The sequence below is a fragment of the Nocardia sp. NPDC050435 genome (assembly GCF_040655395.1).
Classification (GTDB): domain Bacteria; phylum Actinomycetota; class Actinomycetes; order Mycobacteriales; family Mycobacteriaceae; genus Nocardia.
On the sequence record NZ_JBFAJW010000018.1, the window covers coordinates 95,556 to 108,918 of the forward strand.

The window sequence follows — 13,363 nt, forward strand, 5'->3', positions numbered from 1 at the left end:
TGATGGACACCACGATCACGCCCTACGTACTCAACCCCGAGGGCGTCGACATCACCGGCGAAGCCGCGAAACTGCGGGCCCGGGGAGACCTCACCGTCGTCGAGCTACCCGGCGCAGTCACGGCCTGGTCGATCACCCACCCCGACCTGGCGAGACTGCTGCTGAACCACCCGATGGTCTCCAAGAACCCCCGGCACTGGCCGGCGTTCGTCAACGGGGAGATCGGGCCGGACTGGCCGCTGTGGCTGTGGGTCGCGGTGAACAACATGTTCACCGCCGACGGCGCCGAGCACCGCAGGCTGCGCAAGCTGCTCTCCCCGGCCTTCACCCGTGAACGCATCGCCGCCCTGCGCCCACGGATCGAGGCCATCACCGCAGACCTGCTGGACGACCTCGCCACCACACCCACAGGTGAGCCGGCCGATGTGCGGGAACGTTTCGCCTACCCGCTGCCGATCCGGGTCATCGCCGAGTTGATGGGCGTGCCCGAACACCTCGGCAAGGATCTGCGCGCCGCCGTCGACGGGTTGTTCGCCACCGACCTGACTGCCGAAGACGCCGCGACCAGCCACACCCTGATGTACACCGTGCTCAGCGAGCTCGTCGCCTACCGGCGCCGCCATCCCGGTGCCGAGGACCTGACCCGGCTGCTGATCGGCTACACCGACCCCGACGACCAGCAGCTCGACGAACAGCAACTCCTCGACACCCTGCTGATGGTGATCAGCGCCGGCCACGAAACCACCGTCAACCTCCTCGACCAAGCCATCCTCGCCCTGCTGCACAACCCCGAGCAATACGCGGCCGTACGCACAGGCCAAGCCGACTGGTCAGACGTTATCGAGGAAGCCCTGCGATTCCGGCCGCCGGTCGCCCACGTGCCGCTGCGTTACGCCGTCGACGACATCCACCTCGACGGAACCACCATCGAACGGGGTGACCCGATCCTGATCTCCTACGCCGCCCTCGCCCTGGACCCGGTCTACGGCGAGAACCCCGACCAATTCGATCTCACCCGAAAAAACCTGGCGCACTTGTCGTTCGGGTACGGCCCGCACCTGTGCCTCGGGGTGGGTTTGGCCCGCCTCGAGGCCGCTGTCGCCTTGCCCGCCCTGTTCCAGCGCTTCCCCACCATGCGACTAGCCGTGACACCTCAGGAGCTGGGCACCATCCCCAGCTTCATCTCCAACGGACACCGCGCACTGCCCCTCCACCTGACCTAACCAGAGACGGCCGGCGGCCCAAAACCATGGCGGTGCGACGTAGCCCGCGCGCTGTGCGGGCAACAGCTTCCCCCGATCACGAACGGAGAACGACGATGACCCCCATCCCGGCCGCCGACGCGGGCCTTGCCGAGCGCACCCCTGTGCGCGCGGCCAGACCGCTGGGCCGGCTGCCGACCATCGTGTGCACCGACGCCGGACACGACCCCGACGCCCTGCTCGCGCTGGTGGTCGCGGCCATCACCATGCCGTTGCGGCTCGTGGTCACCTGCGACGAATTCGGTGGCGGGCAACGCGCCCGCCTGGTCCGCCACGTGCTGAACCTGTGCGGGCGCACCGGCGTGATCGTGCTCGCCGGCCCGGACACGCCGGGCGCGGGCGCGCGGTGGGTGTGCGACGGGCTCGTACCCGACGCGATACCCACCGAGGCGGGGTTGTCGACGCGCTCGCTCGCCGCGGAAGTCCATGCGGTCCTGGGCGCGACCTCGCGGGCGGTGTGGATCGGGCACGGACCGATGACCAACCTCGCGCACCTGCTCGCCGTCGCACCGCCCCTGGCTGAACGGCTGGTGATCACCCAAACCGGCGGCACCATGACCGACCGCGAACCCGGCCGCTGCACCCGCCACCTGCGGCTGGACCCCCACAGCGCCACCGCGGCCCTACAGGCGGGCCTGGATGTGTCGCTGGTCGCCTCGGAAATGGTCTTAGCGCCGGAGATGGAAGTGCACGCCGACAGCGAGGTCTACCAACTACTCGCCGCGCCACACGTACCTCGATGGGCGCGCGCCGTCGCCGAGAACTACGCACGCTTTTTCACCCGCCACCACACCTCCCAGGCCGCCGGCGTGCTGGCCGTCGCTATCGCCGCGGGCCTCGATTTCGCCGAGACTGGCGACAAGCGCCTCGACGTCAGTCCTGAAGCGCGAATACGGCTGGCAGCCCGAGGGATTCGGCTCGCTGTCACGACCTCGGTCGACTATCCGGTGTTCTGGTCGTGGGTGGCCACGGTGCTGGGACATGGGCTGAGCGCGGGAGCGGGCTACGAACCGTCGCTGACGACCCGCCGGGCCGGTCTCGACCGGACGCCGGGGATCGGGGCGGGCCGGTGAGTGGCTCCTATTTCGATCGCCGAAGCCATCGGCACATGCTGGCTTCGGCTGAGTTGTGGGATTGCCACACCGATCCCGGCCCGCTGACCGCCGAACAGCGAGCGCGTGCCCGCACGCTACACCCCGATTGCGGAACCGGCTGCCGCGTGCGACCGCACTGGGACACTCCGACCGCGCCGCCATCTGAGCGCGGTGGTGCCGGGTGAACAAGCAACCCGACCAGACCGCTATCGCGGCGGCCCTGCCTGACCCGAGCCGCCCACACAGCGGACGCATCCACGACTACCTACTCGGCCGGGAGTTCACATGCCGATCACTGTTCATTCCGAAGCCGACGCCAATGCCGTCGCCTCGGCAGCCGCACGATTTCTTGCCGAGGCCATCGGCAGCCGGATCGCGGCCGCCGGCATTTGCACGATCGCGCTCGCCGGCGGGGCCAGCCCGCTGCCGCTCTATCACCGGCTGCGCGGCGAGGAGCACGGGATCGATTGGGGGCGTGTGCGTATCGTGCAAACCGACGACGTTCTGACCAAGGACATCGAGGCTCGTTCCACGTCCCGGATAGCGGCGGCGTTGAATCTGGCGGAGCTGTACGGCGAGGCGCTTGCCGACCACTGGTACCCGATCCCTCACGACGTCATCGACCCCGCCACCAGCTATCAAGACACACTAGCGAGATTGACAGCGACCGGCGGGCCCGATATCGCTGTTCTGGGCCTGGGCATTGACGGGCACACCGCCGGCGTTTTTGCCCACCATCTCACCGACCCACCCACATCCACGGTCGCCCTCACCTCCTACCACGGGCAGGCCCGCATCACCCTGACTGCCACCTACCTGCGAAGCGCCCCAGTGCGGATGCTACTGGCGCTGGGCGTGAGCAAAAACGACGCCCTCCGCGCGCTACTGCAACCGGATCCGGCGACGCCGATCCCCGCAACCGTCGTCCTCGGGGCCGACGGGCACGTGTTCGCCGACTCCGCGGCCCTCGAGAAGGGGTTTTGAGATGTCTTTGACTGCCGATCCTTTGATCGTTGCCGATCTCGGCGGAACATGGTGGCGCACAGCTATTCTGACCGATTCGGATGAGCTCGTCGAGATCAGGCGTGAACGCGCGGTGACACGCAACTCGACCCGCAGCCACCCCAGCACGCTGCGGGCGTTAATGGTGAGGTTTTTGCTGGATCGGGTACATGCACTGCGCGCTATCTGCCCGGAGGCCCGCCAGGTCGGCATCTCGATCGGCGCAGCGGTCGATGCCCGCAGCAACCTCGTCCTGGCAAGCGCCCCGTTGTGGGGCGACTACACCGAGCCCTGGAATCTGCTCGCCGAACTCAGGTCAGCAGAACCAGATCTCGAATGGACGCTGCTGCAGGACCTGACAGCCCTGGCGCTTGCCGCACGAGCTGATACCGACGCTAAGGCAGGGTGGCGCTGCGTCAGCGTCGTAACCGTCAGCAGCGGCATCGGCGCACGGACAATCGACCTCGCGACGGGTGAGTTCGATTGGGACAGCCGCGGTCTGCAAGGAGAAATCGGGCACCTGCCGGTTCCGACGCGGACGCCGCCGGCGGTCTGCGACTGCGGCACCATCGGACATCTCGCCGCCTATGCCTCCGGGCGAGCACTCGAACGAGACCTCGCCGCGAGCGCGGCCGCCCTCGGCGTGGCTCCCCGGACCACCTGGCTGTCGTCCTTGCGGGCCGCTCTCGACTCCGAGAACGAGGCCGCCACAGCCTTTCTCGATGCTCACACCGCTCCCCTGGCGGCAACGCTGCTGGCGATGGCGGTCATCGATCCGCGAGTGGACCACATCTACTTGTCCGGCGGCGTCGTGGACACCCTCGACAGCCACTATTCGGCGAGCATCTCGCGCGGACTCGACGAAGGCGGGGGCCTCTATCTGGCCTCCAACCACCCTCAGGGCCGCCTCGACTCGATGATCGATCGCCTTCCGGGCGACGACGGCACCCTCCCTCTGCGCGGCGCCGGGCTCGCCGCACGCGCGGACCGCAATGAGAGGCGCTGACATGGCAACCTCGACGTGGGATGTCACAGCGACATTGCCTGTGTCGTACCGGATCATCAGCACCAGAGACTGCCTGCATCCGGACAACCCGGATCTGAGTTCAGCGATCGGCGACGGACGCCGCAACGCGCTGGTCATCTGCGATTCGACGGTGCTGGCACGATTCGGTCCAGCGATCCGCGCCTACTTCCGCGACTGCGCGCACCATTTCGCAATGCTGGGACTCCACATGGGTGAGTCACGTAAGAGTGCGGAGACCGTCGACAGGATCATCAGCGAGATCGATCGCTTCGGGCTCTCGCGCCGCCGCGACGCCGTCGTGGCGATCGGTGGGGGCACCTTGACCGATGTCGTGGGCTACGCCTGCTCGATTTACCGTCGCGGAGTCCCCTACCTGAGGGTTCCGACCACCTTGCTGGGGATGGTCGACGCCGCCGTCGGCGTGAAGACCGGCATCAACGTCGGTGACCGCAAGAACCGCGTGGGCTCCTATCACCCCGCCGACACCCTCATCGATCCGGTCTTCCTCGACACTCTGCCGACGCGGCACGTACGCAACGGGATGGCCGAAATCATCAAAATCGGCCTGGTCAAGGACGCTGCACTCGTTGAGCGGATTAGCCGAACCTGGACGGAACCAAAGGTTTTCGTCAGCGATCCAGACATTCACGAGCCCATCATCAGCGCGGCGATCACCGCCCTTCTCGGCGAGTTGGAACCCAACCTGTGGGAGCACAACCTTCAGCGTTTGGCGGACTTCGGGCACACCTTCAGCCCCGCCTTCGAGCTCGCGGCCAACCGGCCTCGGCTGCTCCACGGGGAAGCCGTCACCATCGACATCGCGCTGTCGTGTGTCTTGGCGCGGGATCGCGGCATGCTCAACGACCGGACCTGCGCCCGAATTCTGGGCCTTCTACTCCGTGTCGGATTGCCGCTGTGGCACAGCGGAATCGACGACTCGATCCTTGCCGCGGGCCTCGACGATTCGATTCGCCATCGCGACGGCGCACAGAACATCCCTTTGCTCACCGACATCGGTGCGGCGGTGTTCGCCCAAGACATCCGTCCGAAGGAACTGGCGGTGGCTGCCGAAGAGCTCGCTCGCACATCGACACCGGAAGGGCGGTGACCACCATGGCCAGCGTCGAAATGATCTCTCTCGTTCGCGATGGTGCCGGACTGATCGCCCGACGCAGCCACTCACGATTCCATCCCGCCGACGAGCATCTGTATCGCGTGCTGCGAGTGGGCGTGTGTGGCACCGACTTACAGATCCTGCGAGGCGCGAGGCAGGACCCCGCCAGCGTTCTCGGCCACGAGGCGTTGCTGCTGAAGACCTCGAGCGAGTTCAGCACGCCCGCTCGTGCCGTCGTGGTCAATCCGGTCCACCCCGATGATCAGGACTCCATCATCGGGCACAGTGTCGAAGGGCTGTGGCGCAACTATCTACTCGCCGACCCCGCAGTCTTCGACCGGCTCACCATCGACGCGTGTGCGAGCCTGCCGGTCGACCTGGGGCCATTGGTGGAACCGCTGGGCACCGCGTTGTACGCCTGGGAGCAGCTGCGCGCTCACGTGCCGCGCTCGGGGCGAGTTGCGATCATCGGGGCCGGCACCGCGGCCACCCTGGTGGCGATGCTCGGGGAAGAGGGCGGCTACCACACCCAGCTCGTGCACCCGCGCCCTGACCGCCTGGACTATATCGACCAGCTCAACGTTCTTTCCACCACCACCCGGACGTCGTCGCCCTCCAGCGACCATTTCGACGGCGTGGTCACCTGCGTGCCCCGCGAAGCCGCCCACGCCGCTCTGACGCAGGCCCTGGTGGCGGTCACCGACGGCGGGATCATCGACCTGTTCGGCGGCCTGCCAGCCCACCGACACCATCCGGACTTGCCGACACTGGACCTGGCAGCGATCCGCCGACGCAACGCTTGCGGGCGAACCGCAACGAGCGCCGCCTCGATCAAGGTGGCGGACAAGACAGTGCATGTGACCGGACACCGTGGCACCGCCCCACATCATCTCCGCCTGGCCCAGCGCCTCCTCTGCGACCAACCTGCCAGATACCAGCGCCTGATCACCGCCGTACTCTCGCTCACTCACGCACAGACCCGAATTCCTTTAATGGCCTGCGGAATTCGCAGTAGCGGCGAACACATGAAACTGATCATCGACCCGAGTCTGGACAACACAGCGACAGCATGGCGGCCCGTCGACACCGGCCTGCTGATCGGCGATCTCCCCGGCGGCCGAGGATGATCATCCCTTCAGACACCGGTCGACACATCGAACACCACAACGGCATCGCCGCGCTGAGCCACACCCGCCTCGCACTACCTGACCTTGAAAACCAGAGCGCGGCCTTGCTGAAGCCCATCGTGGCCGGCGTGTGCCGATCGGATCTCCGTGAGATCGCGGCAACCCGCTACGGACGGACCGATTTCGGGCACGAGATCGTAGCCACGGTCGCCGCGACCACGCCGGAGCTGGCCGACCGGCGCGGCTCCACGGTCGTGTTCGACCCGCACCCGCCATTGGCAGCGCGCAGCTCGGGATTTGCGGACGTGGTCAGCCTGTGCGGCACACCGGACAACGTCCGCGCCGCCCTGGTGCCCGCACCACCCGGCGTCGCGGCCGATGTCGCGGTCTTCACCGAACCGCTGGCGTGTGCCGTGCACTGCGCTCGCCGGGCGAGCGAGCTCACCCGCGACCCCGCAGCATCGATCGCGATCTTCGGCGCGGGCATGACAGGGACATTGATCGCTGCCGCCCTGACCGCCACCGGCCGCTCATGCCGCCTGACCAACCGCTCATCCCAACGACTGCAATTCCTGCGGCACCGCAGAGCGCTGCCCGCACGCGTACTCGACCCCGACCCCATCGGCGATGCGGCCACCGTCATCCTCGCCACAGCGGCCTTGACCGCCAGCGACCTCGACACCGCCTTGTCCATGCTCGCCGAGGGCGGCACTGTCATCTTGTTCTCCGGTACCACTCCCGCGCAGGAAATAGCCGGCATCGACGTGGACGCCGTACGGCGCCACCAGCGCCACGCCCGCGTCACCGTACCCGGCTACCAGCCTGCCTTCTTCGCCGGCAGCTACGGGGCGACCCGCGCGGATTTCGAGACGGCCGGCGAGCTGCTCGCGGCCCCGCCCACCCTCGACGGCTGGTCACCGGCGCGCTGCACACGGCGACTGATCACTCAGCAGCTCGGTCTCGACGACGCCGCTGACCACCTCAACGCCGCGCTCACCCACCCCCACTTCGGCAAGACGCTGATCTGGATCAACCCCGCGGAGCACCGATGAAGATTCCTCGCTACCACTACCCCGCCCAGTTCCCCGATCTGCCCACGGTATCGACCGCGATGACCACCGCACTGCGCGAGGGTGACTACATCCTGGGCGCCACCGTCGAGCATTTCGAGAACCGCTTCGCCGCCTACATCGGCACCCGCTACGCCGTGGGTGTCAACTCCGGCACCGACGCACTCGTCTTGGCCCTGAGCGCCCTCGGCATCGGGCCTGGCGACGAGGTGATCACCGTCGCGAACACCTTCCACGCCACCGTTCTGGCTATCCACACCGTCGGTGCGACACCGGTTCTCGTCGATTGCGTCCACGGTAGCTACCTGATGGATCTCGATGCCTGCCGCAGCGCCTGCGGGCCACGTACCGCAGCCATCCTCGCAGTACACCTCTTCGGTCAAGCGCTGAACATGCAGCAACTCGGCGAGATCGCCGACCGAGCGTCCGTGCCGATCATCGAGGACTGCGCGCAATCGGTCGGCGGCACATGGGCCGGTCGCCGTCTCGGGAGTTTCGGGGTGGCCTCAGCGGTCAGCTTCCATCCGAGCAAAAACCTTGCTGCCGCCGGCGACGCGGGCGCGGTTATCACCGACAATCCCACACTCGCAGAACGGATTCGGATCCTGCGGAACCTGGGCCAAGACGGCCAGAACCACCACGTCCTACACGGCTACAACAGCAAACTCGACGCGTTACAGGCACTGATCCTGGACGCCAAACTCGACCACCTCGATACCTGGAACCACCAAAGACGCAGCGCCGCAGACGATTACCGCCGCCAGCTGGCAGACCTCGACACGGTCTTGGTTCATAGTCACCCTGAACCGCCCGGCGATCACATCTACCACCTGCTTCAGATGACCGTCCCCGAACCCGGCCGACGCGACGCCGTCCTGGACCGGCTGCGTCAAGACGGCGTGGACGCAGTAGTGCGCTACCCCACCCCTATACACCAACAACCCAGCTTCACCACTCATAGCGACGAAAGGTTTCCCGTCGCGGAATACCAAGCAGGACAGACACTTTGCCTGCCGATCCGCCCAGATCTGCGTGCAGAAGAGATCAGTTACGTCACCGAATGCGTCCGCGCCGCGACCTGCGAATAGAGGAGACAACAATGACTACCCGCATCTATCCCGCTCTCATCGGCGCCGATCCGCTGAACCTCGCTGATGCACTCCAAGCCGTGGAGGCCAGCTCCGCGCACTGGCTGCACCTCGACATCATGGACGGCAACTACACCGCCTCCATCACCTTCGGCCTGTCCACAGTACGCGCGGTTCGCAATTCCACCCCGATGCCACTGGACGTGCACCTGCAAACCCTCAACCCGGACCGGTTGATACCGGAACTCGTGGAGATCGGCGTCGACCAGGTCTCGATCCACCTCGATGCCACCAAGGACGCACACGCCGCGCTGACCGCGGTCAAGGCAGCCGGGCTGCGCGCAGCTCTGGTGCTCAATCCAGACCAGGCCACCGACGGCATCGCCGACTACTTCGACCAGCTCGACGCGATCGTCCTGATGACCTCACAGCCAGGCACCAGTGTGTTCGTGCCCGCTGTCCTGGACAAGATACGGGGCCTGCGCCAAGAACTCGACGACAGCGGCCGCCACATTTCGATCGTCGCCGACGGCGGAGTCACCGCTGTGACTGCACCACAGATCGCCACCGCCGGCGCAGACGCTCTCGTCGCCGCCTCCGCGGTGTTCAGCACACCCACCGGCGATATCGCCACGGCGATCACCGAATTGGCCAGCGCCGCGACACGCTGACGATCGCCTCCCTTCCGCTACTGCCGCTAGGCTGGCCGCCGACCTCACCGCGCCGGCCGGAGAGAAAGGATTTGCCATGACGGGCTCGCAACTACCCCGTGGCGACATCCTGATCGCGCGAGTGGAGCACGACAGTGGCGATTTCTGCCAGGCGCTGACGAAGTTGCTGCCGCAGTTGTCGAACACCGCGGCACCGCTGACGCCGACAGCGTTTGCGGCGATCGTCGCCGCGCCCGACACCTACCTCTATATCGCTCGCACCAACACCGGGGCCGTCGTCGGCATGCTGACCCTGGTGATGTATCGCATCCCCACGGGCCTGCGCGCCCGCATCGAGGATGTGATCGTCGACCAGGACTACCGCGGCCTCGGGATTGCCGAAGCCTTGACGACCACCGCGCTCCACCAAGCAGGGCACTCGGGTGCGCGCACGGTCGATCTCACCTCCAGTCCGAGCCGCGAATCTGCACGCCTCCTTTACGAACGGCTTGGATTCACAGCTAGAGACACCACCACCTATCGTCACAGCCCGAACCACTGACCAGCGACTCCGCACACACTCCTGGAGGCCACACACTTATGGGCGACACCCGCGCTTCGGTGGAAGCCGATCTCCTGCGTATCGGTCAGCGCCTGGCCGATACCGCTCAGAACGGCTTGACCTACGGCAAGGACGCTTTCGATCTCCAGCGCTACGGCGACATTCAGAAGCTCTCGGCGGAACTCCTGGCCTGCATCAGCGGCCAGTCACCTACCCACCTCACGGAGATTCTCGCCGCCGAAGCCGGCTACAGCACCCCCAAGGTCGACGTCCGTGCCGGTGTTTTCGACGCCGAGGGACGCATCCTTCTGATCCAAGACCCAGGGAGCGAGCTCTGGGCACCCCCGGGCGGATGGTGCGATGCCGGGGAAACCACAGCTCAGGCCGTGGCCAAGGAGGTTCAGGAAGAGGCCGGGCTCACGGTCAAACCACGAAAGCTGGTGGCCGCCTTGGATCGTGACACCCAGGGCCATCAACCGCCGCTGCTCTTCTCGTGCCTGAAGGTTTACTACCTGTGCGATGTGATCGCCGAAGGCGGTACGCCGGATCCACTCGAAACGTTGGCTATCGGCTGGTTCGCCATCGATGAACTTCCACCGCTGTCCACGACACGGATTCTCGAACACCAGATCCAGCTGCTTCACAAGCACTGGCTTCAGCCGGATTTGCCTGCGCTTTTCGATTGAGAGGACCTTCTCGGCGCTCACTCTGACACGATCGCCAGTAGGTCCCGATCAACTCACCAGGTGGGCGATGCGAGCGGCCACTGCCGGATCGCCCAGATACCTGGCGATGGTGTGCCGGTTACTGGTGAAATTTACGACATCCGCGCAGTTTTCGACAGTCGGGTCGGTGGGAAAGTGGGTGCTGTCCAGCGGCCGCAACGCGACGATGTCGGCAGGATCGAAGGCATTGAACCACCCTGCGAGATCGCGGGGGGTAGGCGGGCGGGGAAGGCGGTCGCTGGCGGATCGAGGGAATGCCCAGCGGAGAGCCGAGAGTGATGAAGTCGCGGCAGTGGCCGCCGCGTTCGGCCGCGCGAAGGACGTTGACGTAGGCGCGGCACGCGTCAGAGGCGAGCACAACGTGGGGTATCGCCGCGTCGGGCATATTCAGCGGTGGGCAGCGCGTTGACGGCTTCGGTGTGGTCTGCGGCGGCGTCGCTGAGCTGCCACATTTCTGCTCCCCGGCAAGCGCCGTAGTCCGTGTCCAGCGAAGTAGATGATCAACTGGTCGTAGATCTGTCGTTCCACAAGGCCGAACGGATTTGAGGATCGCGGGTCGCGTGACGGCCAGTCCGTCATGATCGGGGTGCAGGGTGACGTCGCATCCTTGCCGGATGCCCCACCGGCGATCGTTGCGGCTCCTGTACTGCCGGAGCTCAGGTAGCGGGGAGGCCCGGTCCACCCCGATGGCTACCGTTGCGCGTCTGTACCCGCTCGATGCACTGGCCAACGTCATAGTCTGGTCGAAGAAGGCGATCGTTGCCCGCCGATTACGACCACGACCTCTGGAGTGCGTCCCTCCTCCAGCGCCCGGACGAGCAACAGGTCGACGACGTATCAGCCAGATTAGACCTGAGCCCGCGCGGCCGACCGGAACCCTGGGGCAGGCCTGCGTCGATGTCGCGAATCGAGAGCGGTGTCGCCCCTCAATCTCTGCCAGGAGCCGGGGCGACAACCAATCTTTCGTCGAATAGGAAAGATGCAGCTTGCGCTGCGCCGCCAGTCTAGCAAGCCCTCCGTCCTCCAGCCACCCTCCAGCTGCACCCTTCCTGGTCGCTCGCTGAGCTTGCCAGCCTGGTCGCCAACTCCGCTCGGGTACTGATGGCGATCGCACCGATCACCCCTGAGTTGTCAGCCCGGTTACCGTACGTCGGGTCCCGCGCGATGGCATGCGCTTCGGCGATCAACGTACGTGACTACCGGGTGAAAGGATTCGGCGACCGGGTGGCGCAGGAACCGTTCGAATTGGCGAACCGATCCCGGCCAGGGGTTTGTCACCGCGCCGGACACGTGCCGGTACCAACTCCTGCGCACGGTGCCGAAAACCGTGTGCGCGAGCGCTTGCTGGATCCGCCAGTCGTATTCTTGTGCGATGTCGGTGTCGACTTCGATTGCGGTCGCGTCGGTTTCGTCGCGCCAGCGCAGGCAGGCCGTGATGTAGGCGATCTGGGCTTCCTTCATTTCCGGGTTGCTGCCCGCGGGGTTGAAAGTGTTGGGGCCGGCGATCAAGTAGAGGTTGGGAAAGCCCGGCACCGCCAAGCCAGCGAAGGCCGAGGCGCCATCTCGCCATTGCTCAGCCAGAAGGACTCCATCACGACCGCGAACAGATAGTCCAGATAAGAACTCGCTGGCGCGGAATCCGGTCGCCCACACCACGACTTCGGCGCGGTGATGTTCGCCGTCGACGGTCCGGATGCCCTCGCGGGTCATCTCCTGGATCGGTGCGGTGACGAGCGAGACGTGCGGCTTACTCAAGGCCGGGTAGAAGTCGTTGTCGAGGATGATGCGTTTCGCGCCGATCGGATAACCGGGGGTCAGGCGCGCGCGCAGCTGCGGGTCCGGCACCTGGCGGCGCAGGTGGGAGCGCGCGATCCATTCGGCGGGGCGCGCGGACCAGCCACGGTGCATGATCGGCGACAGCGCCAGATCCGCCCCGTGATGCAGGCCGGCCCGGTAGACGCGGTGGGCTCCGGGTAGTCCCAGCGCGCCGCTGGTGACGGGCCCGAATCGCAGGGCTGGCTTGGGCAGCACCCAGTGCGGGGTGCGCTGGAAGACCTCGACGTGGCGGGCAATCGCGGCCAGGTGCGGCAGGATCTGGGCGGCGCTCGAGCCGGTGCCGATGACCGCTACGGCGCGGTCGGTGAGGTCTTGGGTGTGGTCCCAGCGTGCGGTGTGGAACGCCGCGCCCTCGAAGACGTGGCGGCCACGGACCTCGGGGATGCGGGGCCGGTGCAGTTGGCCGACCGCGAACACGACGGAGTCGGCCATGATCCGGTGACCGGTGTCGGTCATTAGGGACCACCGTCCGTCCTCGTCGAGGTAGGTGGCTTCCCGGATGCCGGTGCCCAGGCGCAGGTGCGGTTCGAGTCCTTCGTCGGCGGCGACCCGGCGCAGGTATTCCAGGATCGCCTGCTGTCCTGGGTATCTGGTGTGGCGGTCGCGGTAGGGGGCGAAGGAGAAAGAATAGAGATGGGCGGGGACATCGCAATTGCAACCGGGATAGGTGTTGTCACGCCACACCCCGCCCAGGTCGCTGGCTTTCTCGAAGATCGCGAAGTTGTTCATCCCGGCGCGCCGTAACGCGACGCCCATACCGATTCCGCCGAACCCGGCGCCGATGACCGCCACCTCGAGGTCGACAG

The 13,363-nt window shown here is 66.5% G+C and carries 12 protein-coding genes; 11 read left to right on the forward strand and 1 reads right to left on the reverse strand.

Annotation, left to right across the window (positions count from 1 at the left end; genetic code table 11):
* Window positions 1-2 precede the first annotated feature (2 nt).
* From AB0I43_RS38770 to AB0I43_RS38820, 11 genes are all read left to right on the forward strand, one after another.
* Window positions 3-1,223, forward strand: coding sequence for a cytochrome P450 (locus tag AB0I43_RS38770; protein ID WP_357433823.1), 1,221 nt, complete (start codon window positions 3-5; stop codon window positions 1,221-1,223).
* A gap of 95 nt (window positions 1,224-1,318) precedes the next feature.
* Complete coding sequence (locus tag AB0I43_RS38775; protein WP_357433825.1) at window positions 1,319-2,335, forward strand: nucleoside hydrolase; 1,017 nt, start codon at window positions 1,319-1,321, stop codon at window positions 2,333-2,335.
* 306 nt (window positions 2,336-2,641) lie between these two features.
* The gene (locus AB0I43_RS38780) at window positions 2,642-3,340 is read left to right on the forward strand and encodes a 6-phosphogluconolactonase (protein WP_357433827.1); all 699 of its coding nucleotides are present in this window, start codon (window positions 2,642-2,644) and stop codon (window positions 3,338-3,340) included.
* A 1-nt stretch (window position 3,341) separates the two neighbouring features.
* A complete protein-coding gene (locus AB0I43_RS38785; RefSeq protein ID WP_357433829.1) occupies window positions 3,342-4,364 on the forward strand; it encodes an ROK family protein in 1,023 nt (340 codons plus the stop codon).
* Between the two features lies 1 nt (window position 4,365).
* A complete protein-coding gene (locus AB0I43_RS38790; RefSeq protein WP_357433831.1) occupies window positions 4,366-5,493 on the forward strand; it encodes a sedoheptulose 7-phosphate cyclase in 1,128 nt (375 codons plus the stop codon).
* Window positions 5,490-6,626: a hypothetical protein gene (locus tag AB0I43_RS38795; RefSeq protein ID WP_357433833.1), complete on the forward strand. Its 1,137-nt coding sequence runs from the start codon at window positions 5,490-5,492 to the stop codon at window positions 6,624-6,626. The genes AB0I43_RS38790 and AB0I43_RS38795 overlap by 4 nt, the downstream gene beginning before the upstream one ends.
* A complete protein-coding gene (locus tag AB0I43_RS38800) occupies window positions 6,623-7,678 on the forward strand; it encodes a medium chain dehydrogenase/reductase family protein (protein ID WP_357433835.1) in 1,056 nt (351 codons plus the stop codon). The genes AB0I43_RS38795 and AB0I43_RS38800 overlap by 4 nt, the downstream gene beginning before the upstream one ends.
* Window positions 7,675-8,784, forward strand: coding sequence for a DegT/DnrJ/EryC1/StrS family aminotransferase (locus AB0I43_RS38805; protein ID WP_357433837.1), 1,110 nt, complete (start codon window positions 7,675-7,677; stop codon window positions 8,782-8,784). Before AB0I43_RS38800 ends, AB0I43_RS38805 begins: the two co-directional genes overlap by 4 nt.
* 11 nt (window positions 8,785-8,795) lie before the next feature.
* Window positions 8,796-9,455: a ribulose-phosphate 3-epimerase gene (locus AB0I43_RS38810; RefSeq protein WP_357433839.1), complete on the forward strand. Its 660-nt coding sequence runs from the start codon at window positions 8,796-8,798 to the stop codon at window positions 9,453-9,455.
* Window positions 9,456-9,531: 76 nt separating this feature from the next.
* Entirely contained in the window at window positions 9,532-9,996 is a 465-nt protein-coding gene (locus AB0I43_RS38815) for a GNAT family N-acetyltransferase (protein ID WP_357433841.1), read from the forward strand.
* Between the two features lie 38 nt (window positions 9,997-10,034).
* Window positions 10,035-10,682, forward strand: a complete 648-nt coding sequence (locus AB0I43_RS38820) for an NUDIX hydrolase N-terminal domain-containing protein (RefSeq protein WP_357433843.1) — start codon at window positions 10,035-10,037, stop codon at window positions 10,680-10,682.
* A 1,179-nt stretch (window positions 10,683-11,861) separates the two neighbouring features.
* Here AB0I43_RS38820 and AB0I43_RS38825 read toward each other — a convergent pair.
* Window positions 11,862-13,349 (reverse strand): NAD(P)/FAD-dependent oxidoreductase, encoded by a 1,488-nt coding sequence (locus AB0I43_RS38825; RefSeq protein ID WP_357433885.1) that lies wholly within the window; start codon window positions 13,347-13,349, stop codon window positions 11,862-11,864.
* Window positions 13,350-13,363: the final 14 nt, after the last annotated feature.

Bases quoted from the DNA above. Each gene is read 5' to 3' on its own strand.
- AB0I43_RS38770 (WP_357433823.1), top strand. From the start codon at position 3: ATGGACACCACGATCACGCCCTACGTACTCAACCCCGAGGGCGTCGAC.
- AB0I43_RS38775 (WP_357433825.1), top strand. From the start codon at position 1,319: ATGACCCCCATCCCGGCCGCCGACGCGGGCCTTGCCGAGCGCACCCCT.
- AB0I43_RS38780 (WP_357433827.1), top strand. From the start codon at position 2,642: ATGCCGATCACTGTTCATTCCGAAGCCGACGCCAATGCCGTCGCCTCG.
- AB0I43_RS38785 (WP_357433829.1), top strand. From the start codon at position 3,342: ATGTCTTTGACTGCCGATCCTTTGATCGTTGCCGATCTCGGCGGAACA.
- AB0I43_RS38790 (WP_357433831.1), top strand. From the start codon at position 4,366: ATGGCAACCTCGACGTGGGATGTCACAGCGACATTGCCTGTGTCGTAC.
- AB0I43_RS38800 (WP_357433835.1), top strand. From the start codon at position 6,623: ATGATCATCCCTTCAGACACCGGTCGACACATCGAACACCACAACGGC.
- AB0I43_RS38805 (WP_357433837.1), top strand. From the start codon at position 7,675: ATGAAGATTCCTCGCTACCACTACCCCGCCCAGTTCCCCGATCTGCCC.
- AB0I43_RS38810 (WP_357433839.1), top strand. From the start codon at position 8,796: ATGACTACCCGCATCTATCCCGCTCTCATCGGCGCCGATCCGCTGAAC.
- AB0I43_RS38815 (WP_357433841.1), top strand. From the start codon at position 9,532: ATGACGGGCTCGCAACTACCCCGTGGCGACATCCTGATCGCGCGAGTG.
- AB0I43_RS38820 (WP_357433843.1), top strand. From the start codon at position 10,035: ATGGGCGACACCCGCGCTTCGGTGGAAGCCGATCTCCTGCGTATCGGT.